Source organism: Flavobacterium faecale, assembly GCF_003076455.1.
Classification (GTDB): domain Bacteria; phylum Bacteroidota; class Bacteroidia; order Flavobacteriales; family Flavobacteriaceae; genus Flavobacterium; species Flavobacterium faecale.
On the sequence record NZ_CP020918.1, the window covers coordinates 2,881,490 to 2,899,656 of the forward strand.

The window sequence follows — 18,167 nt, forward strand, 5'->3', positions numbered from 1 at the left end:
AAGATAAAATAATATTTAACTTTTCAATTTTATAAAAAAAAAATCTGTGTAGATTTTGACGTCCACACAGAATTTTAAAATTATTCTGTAAACTCAACAATATTTGCTGATGCAGTTACAGTAACCTGAGAATAGAAAGGAAAAAATCCATTGAAGTGTTTGTCATAAGTAACATTTACAATTGCTTTTGGTCCAGTTAAATTTGCATTTTTCATCATTTCACTTTTAGCTTTCTCCAATAATGCTCTGTTTGATGAACCTCCAATTCCGAAGATGTAAGTATTTGTAGAAACACCAGAAGCCGTTCCGATAACATTGAAATTTTTCTTAGATAGTTCTACATTAGTTTGATTACTATTTGAATTACCCATTACTGATGCACTTCCTCCACAACTTGTAATTGTTAAAACTAAACTCATTGACAGTAAACATAAAATTTTCTTCATGCGAAATATTTATTAATTTTTTTTACCTACTCTTTTGGATTTTCGGATACCTCCCCAATTTTTTTGTTATGGTTCAATCACTGCCCAAACCTACACCCATAAAACTTCATTACCTTACGGGAAACCACAATCGGGCAAAATAAATTTTATAAAAAACAAAAAAGCCTCCTTGCGAAAGCTTTTTTAAGCCAAATAAGCAGGCAGGTTGTATAAAATTTGAGGCAAAATTAGGGTCGCGTACTAGCGCATGGGTGGCGGAGGCGGAAAGTAGGAGCGCTCCGTAGCACCTTGGTTGGTGTCTGGACCTTCGCATTGCGTGAGGACGATGGTAAAAATGAGGAGCATGCTAAGAATTAGTGTGCGAGTCAATCGGATCATTTTACTTATGGTTTAAAATTGTTATTAGCGTAGTTTGCAAACAGCTCACTACTATTTTTTTTAGCAAAAGTAAAATGATATTTACGACTTTCCTTACGGTAAACCGTAGTTAGGCTATTATTTTTTAGATTTTTTTTAAACAAAAAAAAAGCCTCCAATCGGAAGCTTTATTAAAAATGATAAATGCTTAAATTACGCCAAGATCTTTGGCAATAGATACAAGGTGCGTCACATTTTTGGCTTTAAAATATATTTTCAGTTTGTTAATGTGTTTTTCGATAGAGCTTTTGCTGTTGGGAGTGATTCCTTCTTGTTTAAAAATCGCCTCCATAGCATCTTGAGTAATTCCGATTGATAATTTTTTCAGTAAAACAAGATCGTATTGATTGATTTCGCTTGTAGTTTTATCTTGTAGAATAGGCAGTAACTCGGCGGAGATGTTTTCACTTTCGTTTCTATATGCTTTTTGAACCGCTACTTTTAAATCTTGCATCGTCTGACGGCCTTTTAATACGTAACCATCGATACCAATGTCTTCAAAGAGTTCCTTGATTTTGTGCGCGCGATCTTCAATAGAGAAGGCGATAACCTTAATTTCAGGAAATAACGCTTTTACTGCATGTATCAATTCTTGACCAGAGTTCAAAATATTTACATGGTGATCCGACTTAAACGATAAGTCTGAAATCAATAATTGATAAGGAGCATCATCTTGTGCTGCCTTTTTAATTTTTAGTAGGGCGTCGTCACAGTATTTGGTGTACTGTACTTCAGCAACCTCCAATTCTTTTAAAATTTTGGCGGCTCCTACATCATTAAAATCAATATCATCTGCAATTAAAACTTTTGTAAACATAAAACGGTACTATTTTGGAATTATAATTTTTGCTTTAAATCCTTTATGGGTTTGTGTGTCAAAAGTAAGTAGTCCTTTAATACCATGAATACGGTTTTCCGCATTTTGGAGTCCATTTTTCAAAATTAATTTTTGAGAGCATCCTATTCCATTGTCAGAATAGGTGATAAGCAGGCGTTTTTCCTCAGAATTAAATCCGATGATGACAAAATTAGCTTTGCTATATTTTTGCATATTTACCATTAATTCTTGTAAAACTCTTTGAATTGCAATCTTTTTATGGTCATCTACAGCGCTCCAATCAATGCTATTTTCTGTTTTTAGGATTACTTCAACAGTATTTGACTTATAACTACTCAACATTTGCTTGAGGTTCAATTCGAAATGTTCACCCGTATCCACCACATTATTCTCTTTCGAAATATTTCGGGTACGTTTATAAATTTGGTCCAAATTATCGACTAGCGTTTCCATTTTTGTGGGATTTTGCAAGTCCTGATTTTGAGCAAAAGTCATGGCATAATACACATCATTTGCAAGTTCATCATGCAGTTGTTTTGAAATTCGGGTTTCGGTAATGTAACTAGCTTGCAACAGTTCTTTGGCGTTCTTATTCTTAAAATAATGAATCAAAAATGCAATGGCAAGGAGGAGGAAGAGAATACCAAAGCCAAAGAAGTACGATTTGTTTCGTTCCGTTTGTATCTCCAAAGCATTTGCAGTCTGTTTTTCTTTTAATTCTATATTTTCTAAATTGGCTTTTGTGGCATCGTATTTTATTTTTGCAAATTGATTTTTGGCATTGTTACGCACTTTTTTGATGCTGTCATCAAGTACTACAAATTCTTGCGCATACGTATTGGTGCTGTTCGTCGCAGTATTGCGCATCAGGAACGAGAGTGCTTGCAATTGCTCGTCGACACTATTGGTTTCCTTGGCATTGTGTAGTGCGAGTTGTGCGTACGAGAGCGATTTTTGGATGTTGATACTTTTGTAAAAATCGGCTAGATGGCTGTAACTTTCTATACAACCATACAAATTATGGGCTTGTTTACGTAAGACCAGTGCTTCTTCCATCAAAGGTAATCCAATTTTTGGAGCACCATTTTTGGCTTGTGCATAGCCAAGATTGTCCATTAAAATTACTTTTTTGTGCGGCAAACTATCCAATTCTGGCATTTTTAGAGCCGGCTCAAGTAGTGCAATAGCTTCTGGATAGCGTGCTTGCTCGATATAAACGGTGGCGATATTATTGATGGGTGTAAATTTCAATTTGGGAGTAGCAACGGTTTCCAAAATGTAATTGTAGTAGCCAATGGCATCTTCATAATTTTTCTGCTCTTTGGAGTTGATTCCGAGTAGATTTTGGATAGCGAGTTTGTACTCGGGCTTGGAAACAGCATACGGAATCGCCTCTATCAACGTTTCTTCAGAACCAGCATAATCGCCCACAATTTGCTGAATTTTAGCCATTTTAATTAGATTGTATGTCAAGTTGTTACTGTCTTTTTGAACTTTAAAAAGCAAGTTGGCAGCATTGTATTTTCGATACGCATTGTCGTATTTAGCGGCATCAAATAATGTATCGGCAGTCGAACTGAGGTCGTTCGCTGTTTTTTGATCAATTGTAATGTTGGAATCTTTTTCTTGTTTTTGGGTCTCTTTTTGGCAAGAAACAGCAAACAATATAAGGAAGAAATAAAATATAATCGGGGATCGTTGCATTTGGGTAAACTTTCCCCGAAAATAATAATAATTTTAGAAAATAAGTGGCATTATCTCATTATTCTCTACGCTTTATGTCAATGTCGTCATCTCCAGGACCTTGAATATAATAGGAACAAAGTTGGTTTTTTTGTGCTTTTTCAAGCAAAACATCGATGTCTTTTGGTGTTGGTAAATCGCTGTTGTTGCTGTACACATGTTGCGCATTTGTTACTCCTGTAAAAGCTAATAAGGCTACAATAATTGCATTTTTCATAAGGTTTGATATTAAAAATTAGACATGGATTGGCCTGTTCGAATCGTTGGATCGAAATTTTTGAAGGCCATTTTAAGGTTGCTTACCTGTGGTGGGAAGTTTGCTAAAGAGCCACAAAAGGACTTGGTTGAACTTCCCAGACATCCAAATCGGTTTTGTAGCAGTAGCTGTTTTTAGAACTTGTTTTGTACATTTGCTAGCGTCGCGTCACAGCAGTGCACCGTTTTCTGATGCAAAGGAAGGGCAGCTTTGGTGGTATAATCGACTGGAATTCCGATGATTCCTAGAATTCCTTCCTATTCCGTATAATTCCGTTTGCTTATGAACAACAATGATATCGAAGATTACAAAAGCGCAATCTTGGCCCAATACGACCTGGGAAAAAAGGGTCGGTGGAACCAATTTTTATGGGATCCATCAAGAGCTAAATTGAGAAATTTGTGTTTCGAATTGTTTAAAGAGCATTCGCATCCAGATGATCTGGCCAGTTTCAAAACTTTTTGTGGTTTTGACTTCAGCCTGGAACATGGTAATAAGTTGAAGGTCGTAACGGATAAATTTAGACCTCTAGAAACATTTTTCAAGAGAGAGACCAATTTAAGTGATCTTGCAGCTATAAATATGGCCGCAATTTTGGTTGGTTATGAAGTTCGCCCTTTTTCGAAATTTGTAAAAAAACACGAAGTAGCCATAGTGTTGAATGAACAGAAGAGCGCAAGCAGCGTATCATTCGAACCTGAAAAAAATTCAGTCGATCTGGATCTGGTGGTACGCAACGGCGGAAATAAATGGAATTACAAATCCATTATACCAATTGTGATAGTGAGTGTAGTTGTTTGTAGTGTTGCTTTTTTTTATTTCTCGAAAGACGCTTGTATGCAGTGGCAAGGCGATCATTATGAGCAGGTAGATTGCGAAGATAATTCGGCTTTTGGATTGGTAAGAGCCAGTTCAAAATCACCTTTGAACAAGAATATTTTTGGTTTAAAGAAAATTAAGGTATGCGATACAACCACATTTTTTAGGGATCACAAAGCAATTGTTTGGTATTGTAAGAAAGGGAAGGTGGTGGAGTTTTTTAATAATGGAGGGTTCCATCCAGAGAATGATAAACCGCTTAGACCCATCACTCAGTACATGATTGATAAATACGTAAAATAAAAAAAGCACCCACTAAAGCTTATAATTGCTTTTGGTGGGTGCTTGATAGGATTGTATTTTGTTTTTTTTCGAAAAAGAAAATTATTGAATGCACTGTAAATAATCCATGAAAAAGGTCTCCGGTTGATACACTTTTTGATTCATCTCCGAGGTGATTTCTTTTTTGACTACATAATCTTCAATGGTGGTCAAATATTTGATTCGCATTAAATTGATTGGGGAACTTTTTAATTCTTCCATGGTTCCTTTTACAAACAAGAAGGTACCAATGGTTACTCTATTGTCGAATCCGTTTGGATCTCTGATCAAGCTTCCACAGCTTTCTTTATCTTGATGCACCATCGTGATTACTTTTCCGTTTTGCAATTGTAGATACAGTTTTGAGTTTTTGTCAAAACAATTTGCAGACAAAAAGGCTTTACTTTTTTGAATCAAATTAACTGTAAGCGCTGGTAGACCATTATCTGTGACCAAGGAGAAAAATATATATTCTGACTTACCAGCAAATATTTTTTCAGACATTAAATACTCATTGGTAACTTTGTAAATCCCAAGTGAATCGTTAACATTGATGCTATAGTCACAGTCTTTTTGGGCAAATAAAGCAACTGTTGCAAATAAGAAGAAGCTTGTTAGAATTTTTTTCATGATTTATTTTTAGGCTATTTTGGTGCAAATTAAGACTATTTTTTCATTTTTTTCATTCGTAGTAAAAAAACAGTAAGTGTTGCCACCCTCTTTTATTTTCCATTTTTTTCGAATGTTTTCCACGGATTCTGGAAAATTTCGAGTGGTTATATTGGTTTTTATACCGCTAAACACGGCTTTCATTTCGTTTTTGGTGTATCCAATTACCTTAGTAACTTCAAAGGAGCGACCCGGAAAATCAATTACCGAATCAGAGGTGTACAAATGAGAATGTTTATGCAGTTTGTCAAGGTTGAATTGCAATGCCACCTCGTCAAATCCTCCCGATTTCATGATGGCGCTGTTGGGCTCGTAAACGTATCTTTTTGGTGTACCAAAATTTGGAAGGTTTTCATTTTCATTATAAACGAATTCAAATTTTTCAATCTTGTCTTTGACCAAATTGACTGTTTGAATCGAAATAGCACCTTGGTAGTCTTTGTGTATTTCCCATAACAACTCTTTTACTTCATTTTCTAAAGCTATAATGTGAATGGTTTTTACATTTTTCAATTCACTTAAACCAGAACTCAAGTCGAGTAATGGGGCTGTTTTTATTAGAATTTTATTCGAATAGCCAAAATAAAAATTCAAGTTTTCCGGGACATTTGGCAGGCAGTCTTCCAATAAAAACACTTTGCCTTTCGCATCATTTCTGCGTGAAGGATCGATGTACATCCAGTCCCATTGCGAGTTGCATTCGATCAATGTTTGCTTACTATCACCCAGATGACAACTGATGTTTGTTACTTTTAATTGCTGCAAATTATGCTCAACAATGGCAGATAGCTCCGGATTGATCTCGCAATGTGCTACTTGTTTTATTACTTTCGAAAAATAAAAATCATCTACTCCAAAACCACCCGTCAAGTCGATTAGACTATCTCCAGATACCAAAGTTGATTTGTATTGAGCTGTTTTTTCAGAAGAGGTTTGTTCGACCGAAATTTTGCTAGGATAGATAATGTTCTCAGTAGCAAACCAGAGCGGTAGTTTGTCTTTTGCTTTGGTTTTGGCTTCAATTTGTTTCAAAACAGCAAGCCATTCTATATCCAAGAAAGGATTTTTTTGCAAAGCCAATTTCGATAAAGAGACACCAATATTTTTAGTTATAAAATCTTGAACAGTTGGTGCTAAAATAGGGGATTCCAATTACTAAATATTTTCGGTTAAAACAGATACGATTTTGTTCGTAGGAAAGAATTCTTTCAAAACTACTTTTAGAATAGTAAAAAGCGGAATAGCCACAACCATCCCAAACACGCCAAAAGTAACACCACTAATTAAGATCACTAAAAAGATCTCTAAGGGATGTGAATTCACACTTTTGGAGAAAATGATGGGTTGAAAGATGTTATTGTCTATAACTTGAACAATCATAAAACCAATCATAATATAAATTGTCGTTGGCAAAACTTCGGTACTAAAGTCGGTACCTATGCCACCAATCAAAGTCAATATCGCTGCTAATATCATTCCGATTAATGGTCCAATGTATGGGATAATGTTTAACAAGGCGCACAAAAACGCTATAACAAAAGCATTTTCTGCGTGAAATATCAATAAAACGATGAAGTACAGAATAAAAACTACCGTAAGCTGAATCATCAATCCTACAAAATAGCGGGACAATAAAATATTAATTTTGTCGATAGAATTCAGAATTTTATCTTCAGTAGCATCAGGTAGAATCATTTTTGCTTTTTCTTTAAACAGCAATTGATCTTTCAAAAAGAAAAAGGTAATGAACAAGACAGATCCCAATCCCATTCCAAAACCGGCAATAAGGTTCAAGATGGAGTTTATAAAATCGGTAAAATAGTTGTAATTTATTTTTGAAGATAAATTTGATTCCTTTAAAATTTGTTCCAAGTTAATGTGGTTGACATTAAAGTAGTTTTCGATATTTTTTTCAATTACCAAAAATTGCTTTTGCAAGGAATCGGTATCCAACAAGGACAAATTCTCCGCTTGCGAAATGATTAAGGGCACAAACAAAAGTACAAAACCAACGAGTAGCGAAATAAGTACTACCAAAGTCGTCACAGTAGCCATGGTGTTATTGAACTTGAGTCTCTTTTTTAAGAATGAAACAAAAGGATTCGTTACCAAACATAAAATTAACGAAATAAGCAGGTAAATTATAACAGTCTGAATTTGATATAAAAAATACAGAAACAAGCCAATTGCCAAAAAATAAGCAATAGCGCGTAGTATTCCGTTGGCAATGATTTTGGACGTAATCATAAGAGGCGATTTATTAGTTCTATATAAGGAGTAAAGCCGTTGTTGTTAATTATTAAAAATATAAGAGATGATGTTGGCTCCCATTTTCAGTGCTTTCTCTCGCACTGCGATGGGGTCGTTATTCACTTCTGCATTTTCCCATCCGTCACCAAGATCACATTCGTAGGTGTATAAGAGTACCAAACGATTTTTGACAAAAATGCCAAAAGCCTGCGGACGCTTGCCATCATGCTCGTGAATTTTGGGCAAGCCGTTGGGGAACGAGTAGGGCTTTTGAAAAATAGGGTGTGTGGCCGGAAGTTCAACTAATGGGTTATTCGGAAATATTTTTTTGATTTCTTTTCGAATATATTGATCCAATCCATAATTATCATCAATGTGCAAAAAGCCACCTGAATTTAAATAATCTTGAAGATTTTTCACCTCAGAGTCATTAAAAACCACATTTCCGTGCCCCGTTAAATGCACAAACGGATAACTAAATAAATTGGGACTCCCAGGTTCAACCGTTGCAGGTTTTAGTTTGAAAGTAGTATTGATGTTGGTATTGCAAAACCGAATCAAATTGGGTAATGAGGTTGGATTTGCGTACCAATCACCGCCGCCACTGTATTTCAACAAAGCAACTTCTTGACTGTAACTAGTCAAAGAAAGGAATAGCAAACCAAAAATAATTTTTTTCATCAAATACCCGCAATTAAGTGAAAAGCAATATAGTTTTATTATTCGTTAAAAAAGGCAACACTATGACAAGCTACCATAGCAGCAGTCTCTGTGCGTAGGCGAGTGTTACCAAGCGATACTGCTTGAAAATCATTTTCTAAAGCCAATGCAATTTCTTTATCTGAAAAATCACCTTCTGGGCCAATAAGTACGGTTACATCTTCATTGGGTTTCAAAACCGATTTGAGTGTTTTTTTATCCGTTTCTTCACAGTGAGCGATTAACTGCAAACCGTTTCGTTTTTCCTGCGCAACAAATTCCTTAAAAGTAATTGCTGGATTCAGTTTCGGTAAATACAACTCATTCGATTGCTTCAATGCCGAAAGTATGATTTTTTCGTAACGCTCTATATTGACCACTTTTCGTTCTGATCGATCGCAAAGTATAGGCGTGATTTCATGAATTCCAATCTCTGTAGCTTTTTCCAAAAACCATTCAAATCGATCGTTCATTTTGGTCGGTGCCACTGCAAGGTGCAATTGGTATGGCGAAGGTGCTTTGTGGGTACAAGACACAATCTCAACCGTACATTTACTATCAGAAGCTAGGGTTATTTTGGTTTCGAATAAGAGTCCTTTACCATTTGTCACCTGTAATACATCGCCATCGCGTTTGCGAAGTACTTTAATGATATGGCGGCTTTCTTCTTTATCGAAAGAAAAGTTCTCGGTCGTTTGAGTAAGGTCACTATTGTAAAATAATTGCATAATTTAGAATTGAATTCGTGCTTTTGAAACTACAGTTGCAGTTTCAAATTTTTTGTTTAAAAACTTTTGATATCCTACGATGCCAATCATCGCTGCGTTATCGGTGGTGTATTCAAATTTTGGAATATAGGTTTTCCAGCCGTATTTTTGCTCGCCTTCTTTCAAGGTTTTTCGAATTCCGGAATTGGCAGATACACCGCCACCTATGGCAATGCGGTTGATTCCGGTTTCTTTGACAGCCAACTTTAATTTGTCCATCAAGATTTCGATAATAGTATATTGTATAGAGGCGCAAATATCGTTCATATTTTCAGAAACAAAATTTTCGTTCTCTAGTTTTTTCTTTTGTATAAAATAAAGAATAGCGGTCTTTAAACCTGAAAAGCTAAAATCCAATCCCGCCACTTTTGGCTTGGTGAATTTAAATGCCAACGGATTTCCTGTTTGTGCATTTTTATCCACCAATGGTCCACCAGGATAAGGCAAACCAAGAATTTTGGCTGATTTATCAAAGGCTTCACCCACGGCATCATCGGTTGTTTCACCAATAATAGTCATATCAAAAAATCCATCCACACGCACAATTTGCGTATGTCCACCACTGATGGTCAAGGCTAAAAATGGAAATTCGGGTTTTTCAAAGCCTTCTTCATCTATAAAATGAGCAAGAATATGAGCATGCATATGATTCACAGCGATCAACGGAATGTTCAAAGCAATAGCCATAGATTTCGCAAAAGAACTACCTACCAATAAAGAACCCATCAATCCAGGTCCTTGGGTGAAGGCAATTGCGCTTAATTGTTCCTTTTGAATGTTGGCTTTCTTTAAAGCAGCATCAATTACAGGAACAATATTCTGCTGGTGCGCACGTGAGGCAAGCTCGGGTACAACACCTCCATATTGCGTATGTATAAGCTGGTTGGCTACAACATTTGATAGTACTTTGTCGTTTTGCAACACAGCAGCGGCTGTATCGTCACATGAACTTTCGATGGCAAGAATAAAAACCTCGGAATTTTGCATAAAAAGGCACAAATTTTGAATTATATTTGACGAACCGAAATTTAAATTCTTTAATTTTACGGCGCAGCCAAAATTAAAGAATTTTTGTGAAAGGAGTGATGCTTTCCCCGTGCAATATCCATTTTTTAGAAAAAAATAAAAAACAAGAAAATTAAAAAGTTTATAAAAATATTTTCAGGCACTATCTTTGGATTAATTGTCCTTTTATTATTGCTTGCAATTGCACTTTCGACTTCATTTGTGCAGACCAAAATTGCCAAATATGTTACACAAACCTTAAACAAGGATTTTGGTGTCGATATTTCGATGTCAAAAGCCAAAATTAATGTGTTTGGTGGCGTAAAGCTGAATGATGTCCTAATACGAGATCATCATAAGGATACCTTAATATATAGTCAAATTCTAAACACCAACATATTAGACCTAAAAAAATTAACAGAAGGTGATTTAATGTTTGGCGGCATCCGTCTTGAAAACCTATTGTTTAATTTGAAAACCTATAAAGGAGAGAAAGAAACAAATATTGATGTTTTTATAAATAGATTTGATGATGGTAAACCTTCTAGTGGCAAGCATACACTATTCACCACCACAGATGCCGAGATTGTAAACAGCCATTTTATTTTGACAGACGAAAATCGAGTGGTTCCCAAAGATCTTGATTGGACCAAGTTAAATGCTAGGTTGAAAGACTTCAAGCTTTACGGTCCTGATGTGAACACAATTATCAAAAAAATGTCTTTCCACGATCACCGTGGTTTGTATGTGTCTGAACTAAACACGGTTTTTAGTTATACCAAAAAGCAAATTCAGCTTAAAAATCTGGATATACAGACCAAAGAGTCCATGATCAAAGCGGATATTACTTTGGACTATAAAATCACCGATTTTGCCGATTTCAATAATAAGGTAAAATTCACGGGGATTATTTATCCGTCAAAACTTTCTTCGACAGATATTCGACCTTTCTATTCCGATTTAGGTAAAAATTTAATCTTCAATTTGACTACTGGTATCAACGGTACCTTAAATAATTTGACATTAAATCACATTGGCTTATCCAATGCCGACGGAACAACTTTGATTGGAACCATAAATTTCAAAAACATTTGGGGTAATAAGCAACAGCGCTTTTTGATGGATGCTGATGTGACCAAATTGGCAAGTTCCTATGATCATTTAGTAAAATTGATTCCGTCTGTATTGGGAAAAAAATTGCCAGCAGAATTAAAACGAGTGGGTGATTTCTCTCTAAAAGGAGATATTCAATGGAGCGCAACGGATCTTGATGCCGATTTTTCGATGATTACAGATATTGGTCTTGTGCAAGCCGATCTTAGCCTTAATCAGATTGATATAATTGATGAAGCTTCCTATTATGGTAATGTCTTGACCAAAGATTTTAACGTAGGGATTCTACTTGGCGAAAAAAGTCTAGGAAAAGTAACAATGGATGTTGAAATCGACGGTATTGGATTTTCAGAGAAATATTTGGATACGGGTATCAAAGGGGTAGTTTCCAAGATTAATTATAACAATTACAATTACAGCAATGTTTCTTTAAACGGAAACTTCAGGCCTCCGTTTTACCGCGGAAAAGTAAATATTGACGACCCAAATCTTAATATGGACTTTGATGGTTCGGTTGATTTGAGTAAGAAACAAGATAAATATGATTTTCATGTTAATGTTCGAAAAGCCGATTTTCATAAATTAAAATTTGTAAACGAACTTACTTCCAATTTTAGAGGAGATGTCGTGGTGCAGGTGGATGGAAATTCGATTGAAAATTTACAAGGGAATATCTATATCACCAATACATCTTATCAAAACAGTAAGGATACGTATGCTTTTGATGATTTTTCGATCAATTCTATTTTTGATGCAGATAAAATTCGAACCATAACGTTGAACTCTCCAGATATTGTGCAAGGTGAGATTGTAGGGAAATTTAAGTTTAAAGAATTAGGGATTTTAGTTCGAAATTCATTGGGTAGTTTGTATACCAATTTTAAACCTGAGAAAGTAAACAAAGGACAGTTCTTGAAATTTGATTTTACGATTTATAATAAAATCATCGAAATTTTCTACCCCGATATTTCCATCGGTACCAATACGGTCATGAAAGGGAATATCAAATCGGATACGCAAGATTTTAAACTAAATTTCAAATCGCCACAAATTATTGCTGCATCCAATACCTTCGACAATATTAGGGTTTCGGTTGACAACAAAAATCCTTTGTACAATGCCTATGTAGAATTGGATAGCATAAAGACTAAGTTTTATAAGATTCGTGATTTTAGCTTGATCAATGTAACTATAAAAGATACCTTGTTTTTTAGATCTGAATTTAAAGGTGGGCCGAAAGGGGAAGATTATTTTAATTTGAACTTGTACCATACTATTAATAAGGACAACCTGAATGTTGTGGGTGTTAGTAAATCTGAGATGAAATTCAAAGATAACCTTTGGTACTTGAATGAGAAAGATGCGCCGAACAATCAAATATTATTCGATAAGTTACTGAAAAATTTTACCATTGATGACATCATAATGTCACATCAGGACCAAGAAATTGAGTTGAAAGGAAAGATTGGAGGTACAACAAACAAAGATCTTAAATTAACCTTCAAAGATGTCGACTTGTTTAAAGTCACACCTGAGGACAATAAATTTGTTTTTAACGGAAATCTGAATGGGTCCGTCAACTTTTTTCAGAATAATACAGTCTACAAACCCACCGCTTCTTTGGAGATTATAGGTTTGAATATTAATAAAACTGATTTGGGAGACCTACGTTTTGACATTGAAGGGGATCAAAATCTGGAGAAATTCACTATCGATTCGTTTTTAGATAATAAAAATTTAGAATCGCTCAAGGCACAAGGAAGTTTTACAATCATCGGTAAAGAGGCGGCATTGGACTTAGATCTAAAACTAGATAAGTTCAATTTAGCCCTTTTTAATCCTTTGGGAGGTGAGGTTTTATCTAATATTCGAGGATTTATAACAGGTAACTCACATGTTGGAGGAACGATTAATCAACCTAAAATTAGCGGACGCTTGTTTGTTGATGATGCTGGTATGACGGTGCCGTACCTAAATGTTGATTATGCCTTGGATAACGGATCTATTGTAGACCTGCGTGACGAGCAATTTTTATTTAGAAATAACGTGCTTACTGATTCCGAATTCAAAACAAAAGGAATGTTGCGCGGTAGTATTGAGCATAATAAATTCATGGACTGGAAGTTAAATCTCGATATTAGTTCCAATCGATTATTGGTGTTAAATACCAAGGATAGCGAAGATGCTGCTTATTATGGTACCGCTTTTATTGATGGAAATGCGTCGATTACAGGACCTACAAATGGTTTGTTTATAAAGGTAAATGCAAAATCGGAAAAAGGTTCGGCCTTGAAAATTCCGATTAATCAAGCTGAAAGTGTAGGCGAAAATAGTTTGCTACATTTTATTACAGCCAAAGAAAAAAGTAATATTAAAAAAGGAATTGTTGACAATTCTAGAAATTATAAAGGCTTAGAGTTAGAATTTGATTTGGATATCACACCTGATGCCGAAGTAGAAGTGATTTTGGATCGAAATTCGGGTCATGGGATGAAAGGGAAAGGTTTTGGATCGTTATTATTTAAAATTAATACACTTGGTAAATTCAATATGTGGGGAGATTTCCAGGCGTATGAAGGATCATACAACTTTAAATATGGTGGTCTAATTGATAAGAAATTTGATGTTAGAAAAGGAGGTTCGATTTCTTGGGAAGGGAATCCTATGCGTGCCCAATTGAATTTGGAAGCCGTGTACAAAACTATTGCTAATCCTGCAGTTTTGTTGGAGAATTCATCTTTTAACCGAAAAGTGCCTGTAAACGTAGTCATTGGTATCAAAGGAGATTTGAGTAGCCCTGAGCCAGATTTTAATATTGAGTTCCCTACGGTGACCAATGTTTTAAAATCGGAGATACAATATAAGTTATATGATAAAGATGTTCGCCAAACACAAGCACTATACTTACTTTCTTCAGGTGGATTCTTGAGTTCAGAAGGGGTAAGTCAATCCGATTTCTCTGGAAGTTTGTTTGAAACGGCTTCTAGTTTGTTGGGTGGAATTATAAAAAGTGATAATGATAAATTCAAAGTAGGTTTCTTGTACACAGCCGCAGACAAGCGCTTAGGAAAAGAAACCGACGGTAGAGTAGTAGCGACGATTTCGTCCAAGATAAACGAGCGTTTTACTATTAATGGTAAAGTAGGGGTTCCTTTTGGAGGAATTAATGAGTCGGCTGTTGTAGGCGATTTAGAGGTACAGTATCGTGTGAACGAAGATGGAACATTGAGTTTGCGAATTTTCAATAGAGAGAATGATGTGAATTATATCGGGCAAGGAATTGGATACACGCAAGGTGCGGGTCTTACGTACGAGGTCGATTTTGACACGTTTAAAGAATTAGTAGATAAAATATTTAATAACCAAAAGACGAAAAAGGCGATACAGTATATCGATCAATTTCAAGATTCTAATTTGGCTCCAGAGTACTTTAATTTTAACAAACCAAAGGAGCCGAAGTCTGTAAAAACAGACCCAAATAGAGAAGGACTTGTTCCCGAAGAAGAATAGTTTACCACCTTACCCTTGTTGAAGTAAAAAAAAAATAGTAATTTTTTTTCCGACAGGTTTTTAAGTTATTGTTATTATTTATTCGAAATTTTAAATTTTAGTTAATAAAATTGATTTTTAATTGAATTTTCGAAAACTTATTAACGAAAACGTTTGAATTTGTTGAGGGTGAGTAAATTAGCATTTGGGTTCTAAGGATAAGTGAGATATGTTTCTTAATTTTACGTCTTAAACTAAAAACAAACTGAAAATAATGACACAAAAGATTAAAAAGATAGGGGTATTGACTTCTGGGGGAGATTCTCCTGGGATGAATGCAGCTATTCGTTCAGTAGTTAGAACTTGTGCCTATCATAATATTGAATGCATTGGTATTTATAGAGGATATCAAGGTATGATTGAAGGAGATTTTGAAGAAATGGGACCTCGTTCCGTAAACAATATAATTAATAAAGGAGGAACAATTTTAAAATCGGCACGTTCAGCTGAATTTAGAACTCCTGAAGGAAGGAAGAAAGCATACGATAATTTAGTGAAAGCTAACATTGATGCTTTAGTAGTTATTGGTGGAGACGGTACTTTTACAGGAGGTTTGCTTTTTAACTCAGAATACAATTTTCCTGTAATGGGAATCCCTGGTACGATTGATAATGATATTTACGGTACAAGCCATACACTTGGATACGATACGGCCTTGAACACTGTAGTGGAAGTAATTGATAAAATTAGAGATACTGCTAGTTCACATAACCGATTGTTCTTTGTTGAAGTTATGGGAAGAGATGCAGGACATATCGCTTTAAATGCTGGTATTGGTGCTGGAGCAGAAGAAATTCTTATTCCAGAAGCAGACTTAGGATTGGATAGATTACTTGATTCATTGAAAAAAAGTAAAGCATCTGGTAAATCATCAAGTATCGTAGTAATTGCAGAAGGAGATAAAATTGGTAAAAATGTTTTCGAATTAAAAGACTACGTTGAAGCTAATTTACCTGAGTATGATGTACGAGTTTCTGTTTTAGGTCACATGCAACGTGGTGGTGCTCCTTCTTGTTTTGATAGAGTACTTGCAAGTCGTTTGGGTGTAAAAGCAGTAGAATCTTTGTTAGACGGTGTATCTAACTTTATGGTGGGTTTAAGTAATGATAAAGTAAACCTAACACCTTTAGCGCAAGCGATAAAAGGAAAATCAGAAATCGACAAAGAATTGTTGCGTGTATCTGATATTATCACAACATAATAAAATTGAATAGAAGCAATCAAAATTTAGTAATAAAAACTGATTGTGGTTTTAACTTAATAATAAATAATAAACAAAAGAAGAAATGTCAAAAGTAAAATTAGGAATAAACGGTTTTGGTAGAATTGGAAGAATTGTATTTAGAGAGTCTTTTAACAGAGACAATGTAGAAGTTGTAGCAATCAACGATTTATTAGATGTTGATCACTTAGCTTACTTATTAAAATACGATTCAGTTCACGGACGTTTCAATGGTACTGTTGAAGTAAAAGAAGGACAATTATTCGTAAATGGAAAAAATATCCGTATCACTGCTGAGAGAAATCCTGCAGATTTGAAATGGAATGAAGTTGATGTTGATGTAGTTGCAGAATGTACAGGTTTCTTTACAACTGTTGAAACTGCAAATGAGCACATCAAAGGTGGTGCTAAGAAAGTAATTATTTCTGCTCCTTCTGCTGATGCTCCAATGTTTGTAATGGGTGTAAACCATACTGAAGCTAAAGCTTCTGACTTGATCGTTTCTAACGCATCTTGTACTACAAACTGTTTAGCTCCATTGGCTAAAGTAATCAATGATAACTTCGGAATCGTTGAAGCTTTAATGACTACTGTTCATGCTACAACATCTACGCAAATGACTACTGATGGTCCTTCAAGAAAAGACTGGAGAGGTGGACGTGCTGCATCTTGTAACATTATCCCATCATCTACTGGAGCTGCAAAAGCAGTTGGAAAAGTAATTCCAGAATTGAATGGAAAATTAACTGGTATGGCTTTCCGTGTACCTACAACTGATGTATCTGCTGTAGATTTAACTGTAAAAGTAGCAAAAGAAACTTCTTATGAAGAAATCATGGCTACATTGAAAAAAGCTTCTGAAACTACAATGAAAGGTGTTTTAGGATTTACTGAAGATTTAGTTGTTTCTCAAGATTTCGTTGGAGATTCTAGAACTTCTATCATCGATGCAAACGCTGGAATTGGATTGAACTCTACTTTCTTCAAAATCATCTCTTGGTATGACAATGAATATGGTTACTCAAGTAAATTAATTGATCTTTCTGTACATATTACAGGATTGAAATAATCAATTAATAATTAAATAGAAAGAATCCCGTTATTAATTATTAACGGGATTTTTTTATATTTAGACCATAATTAACCTTTACTTTAGGGTATCAAATAACCATAAAAACCAAACAGAATGAGATTATTAGTAGATAGCGGTTCAACTAAAGCAGATTGGATTGCGATAGATGATAGTGGTAAAGTATTATTTACAACGCAAACTTTAGGTTTAAACCCAGAGGTTTTAACCAAAGAGGTAATTATAGAACGTATCAATGATCGTTTTGACCTACAACAAAGTAAAGACGAAGCGACGCATTTGTACTTTTATGGTGCGGGCTGTGGAACGGATAAAATGAAAGCAAACCTTACGGTTGTTTTTAAAGAATATTTTTCGAATGCTACTACGGTCGTGGTCGAAGAAGATACCTATGCGGCAGTATATGCAACTACGCCAAAAAACGAAAAAGCAATTGTTTGTATCCTTGGTACAGGTTCTAATTGTAGTTATTTTGACGGTGAAGTATTACATCAAAAAGTACAATCATTGGGATACATAATCATGGATGATTGTAGCGGAAACGTATTTGGAAAAGAATTAATTAGAAAATACTATTTCAATAAAATGCCTCAAGAACTAGCAGTTGAATTCGAAAAAGAATACAACCTTGAAGCTGATTATTTGAAAAACAAATTATACAAAGAGCCAAATCCTAATGCGTACATGGCAACATTTGCTAAGTTTTTGATTCAAAATAAGGATAATCCATTTTGCCAAAAGATCATCAAGAAAGGGATGAAATCGTTTGTAAAAAATTATGTGCAACAATTTGACAACTGCAAAGAAGTTCCGGTACATTTTGTGGGTTCTATTGCTTACTATTTGAGAGAAGAGTTGCAAGTTACCTTTGATAAATACGGTTTACAATTAGGAAATGTATTAAGACGACCAATCGATGGTTTGATTGCTTATCATACTGCTAATAAATAAATGGGAAAAGCG

At 35.0% G+C, this 18,167-nt stretch carries 15 protein-coding genes; 5 read left to right on the forward strand and 10 right to left on the reverse strand.

From position 1 onward, the window contains the following. Positions 1 to 80: 80 nt before the first annotated feature. From FFWV33_RS12295 to FFWV33_RS12310, 4 genes are all read right to left on the reverse strand, one after another. Positions 81 to 446, reverse strand: a complete 366-nt coding sequence (locus FFWV33_RS12295) for a DUF6567 family protein (RefSeq protein ID WP_211316258.1) — start codon at positions 444 to 446, stop codon at positions 81 to 83. Between the two features lie 565 nt (positions 447 to 1,011). Then, entirely contained in the window at positions 1,012 to 1,680 is a 669-nt protein-coding gene (locus FFWV33_RS12300) for a DNA-binding transcriptional response regulator (protein ID WP_108741175.1), read from the reverse strand. A gap of 9 nt (positions 1,681 to 1,689) precedes the next feature. Beyond that, positions 1,690 to 3,405: a tetratricopeptide repeat-containing sensor histidine kinase gene (locus tag FFWV33_RS12305; RefSeq protein WP_108741176.1), complete on the reverse strand. Its 1,716-nt coding sequence runs from the start codon at positions 3,403 to 3,405 to the stop codon at positions 1,690 to 1,692. 58 nt (positions 3,406 to 3,463) lie between these two features. After that, positions 3,464 to 3,661: a hypothetical protein gene (locus tag FFWV33_RS12310; protein WP_108741177.1), complete on the reverse strand. Its 198-nt coding sequence runs from the start codon at positions 3,659 to 3,661 to the stop codon at positions 3,464 to 3,466. A 321-nt stretch (positions 3,662 to 3,982) separates the two neighbouring features. On the opposite strand from FFWV33_RS12310, the gene FFWV33_RS12315 reads away from it, so the two are divergent. Further along, a complete protein-coding gene (locus FFWV33_RS12315; protein WP_108741178.1) occupies positions 3,983 to 4,822 on the forward strand; it encodes a hypothetical protein in 840 nt (279 codons plus the stop codon). Between the two features lie 81 nt (positions 4,823 to 4,903). On the opposite strand, the gene FFWV33_RS12320 is transcribed toward FFWV33_RS12315, so the two are convergent. From FFWV33_RS12320 to tsaD, 6 genes are read right to left on the reverse strand one after another with little or no spacing between them, the layout of a single operon-like run. After that, positions 4,904 to 5,470, reverse strand: coding sequence for a hypothetical protein (locus tag FFWV33_RS12320; RefSeq protein ID WP_108741179.1), 567 nt, complete (start codon positions 5,468 to 5,470; stop codon positions 4,904 to 4,906). Between the two features lie 9 nt (positions 5,471 to 5,479). Beyond that, on the reverse strand, positions 5,480 to 6,661 hold the full coding sequence (locus tag FFWV33_RS12325; protein ID WP_108741180.1) for a THUMP-like domain-containing protein: 1,182 nt from the start codon (positions 6,659 to 6,661) through the stop codon (positions 5,480 to 5,482). Between the two features lie 3 nt (positions 6,662 to 6,664). Beyond that, positions 6,665 to 7,756, reverse strand: coding sequence for an AI-2E family transporter (locus tag FFWV33_RS12330; RefSeq protein WP_108741181.1), 1,092 nt, complete (start codon positions 7,754 to 7,756; stop codon positions 6,665 to 6,667). Positions 7,757 to 7,801: 45 nt separating this feature from the next. Beyond that, entirely contained in the window at positions 7,802 to 8,440 is a 639-nt protein-coding gene (locus tag FFWV33_RS12335) for a DUF4159 domain-containing protein (RefSeq protein WP_108741182.1), read from the reverse strand. Positions 8,441 to 8,478: 38 nt separating this feature from the next. Then, positions 8,479 to 9,186, reverse strand: coding sequence for a 16S rRNA (uracil(1498)-N(3))-methyltransferase (locus FFWV33_RS12340; protein ID WP_108741183.1), 708 nt, complete (start codon positions 9,184 to 9,186; stop codon positions 8,479 to 8,481). 3 nt (positions 9,187 to 9,189) lie between these two features. After that, entirely contained in the window at positions 9,190 to 10,212 is a 1,023-nt protein-coding gene (tsaD, locus tag FFWV33_RS12345; RefSeq protein WP_108741184.1) for a tRNA (adenosine(37)-N6)-threonylcarbamoyltransferase complex transferase subunit TsaD, read from the reverse strand. A gap of 210 nt (positions 10,213 to 10,422) precedes the next feature. Here tsaD and FFWV33_RS12350 point away from each other — a divergent pair, with 210 nt between their 5' ends. The 4 genes from FFWV33_RS12350 to FFWV33_RS12365 all read left to right on the forward strand — a co-directional run bounded on the left by FFWV33_RS12350 (position 10,423) and on the right by FFWV33_RS12365 (position 18,155). After that, on the forward strand, positions 10,423 to 14,853 hold the full coding sequence (locus FFWV33_RS12350) for a translocation/assembly module TamB domain-containing protein (protein WP_108741185.1): 4,431 nt from the start codon (positions 10,423 to 10,425) through the stop codon (positions 14,851 to 14,853). 253 nt (positions 14,854 to 15,106) lie between these two features. Continuing rightward, positions 15,107 to 16,093: a 6-phosphofructokinase gene (pfkA, locus tag FFWV33_RS12355; protein ID WP_108741186.1), complete on the forward strand. Its 987-nt coding sequence runs from the start codon at positions 15,107 to 15,109 to the stop codon at positions 16,091 to 16,093. A gap of 85 nt (positions 16,094 to 16,178) precedes the next feature. Then, positions 16,179 to 17,183 (forward strand): type I glyceraldehyde-3-phosphate dehydrogenase, encoded by a 1,005-nt coding sequence (gene gap, locus FFWV33_RS12360; RefSeq protein WP_108741187.1) that lies wholly within the window; start codon positions 16,179 to 16,181, stop codon positions 17,181 to 17,183. Between the two features lie 117 nt (positions 17,184 to 17,300). Continuing rightward, entirely contained in the window at positions 17,301 to 18,155 is an 855-nt protein-coding gene (locus tag FFWV33_RS12365) for an N-acetylglucosamine kinase (protein WP_108741188.1), read from the forward strand. Positions 18,156 to 18,167: the final 12 nt, after the last annotated feature.

Coding starts and splice junctions, on each gene's coding strand:
- FFWV33_RS12300 (WP_108741175.1), bottom strand. CDS start 1,680: ATGTTTACAAAAGTTTTAATTGCAGATGATATTGATTTTAATGATGTA.
- gap (WP_108741187.1), top strand. CDS start 16,179: ATGTCAAAAGTAAAATTAGGAATAAACGGTTTTGGTAGAATTGGAAGA.
- FFWV33_RS12310 (WP_108741177.1), bottom strand. CDS start 3,661: ATGAAAAATGCAATTATTGTAGCCTTATTAGCTTTTACAGGAGTAACA.
- pfkA (WP_108741186.1), top strand. CDS start 15,107: ATGACACAAAAGATTAAAAAGATAGGGGTATTGACTTCTGGGGGAGAT.
- FFWV33_RS12340 (WP_108741183.1), bottom strand. CDS start 9,186: ATGCAATTATTTTACAATAGTGACCTTACTCAAACGACCGAGAACTTT.
- tsaD (WP_108741184.1), bottom strand. CDS start 10,212: ATGCAAAATTCCGAGGTTTTTATTCTTGCCATCGAAAGTTCATGTGAC.
- FFWV33_RS12330 (WP_108741181.1), bottom strand. CDS start 7,756: ATGATTACGTCCAAAATCATTGCCAACGGAATACTACGCGCTATTGCT.
- FFWV33_RS12335 (WP_108741182.1), bottom strand. CDS start 8,440: ATGAAAAAAATTATTTTTGGTTTGCTATTCCTTTCTTTGACTAGTTAC.
- FFWV33_RS12305 (WP_108741176.1), bottom strand. CDS start 3,405: ATGCAACGATCCCCGATTATATTTTATTTCTTCCTTATATTGTTTGCT.
- FFWV33_RS12315 (WP_108741178.1), top strand. CDS start 3,983: ATGAACAACAATGATATCGAAGATTACAAAAGCGCAATCTTGGCCCAA.
- FFWV33_RS12365 (WP_108741188.1), top strand. CDS start 17,301: ATGAGATTATTAGTAGATAGCGGTTCAACTAAAGCAGATTGGATTGCG.
- FFWV33_RS12320 (WP_108741179.1), bottom strand. CDS start 5,470: ATGAAAAAAATTCTAACAAGCTTCTTCTTATTTGCAACAGTTGCTTTA.
- FFWV33_RS12295 (WP_211316258.1), bottom strand. CDS start 446: ATGAAGAAAATTTTATGTTTACTGTCAATGAGTTTAGTTTTAACAATT.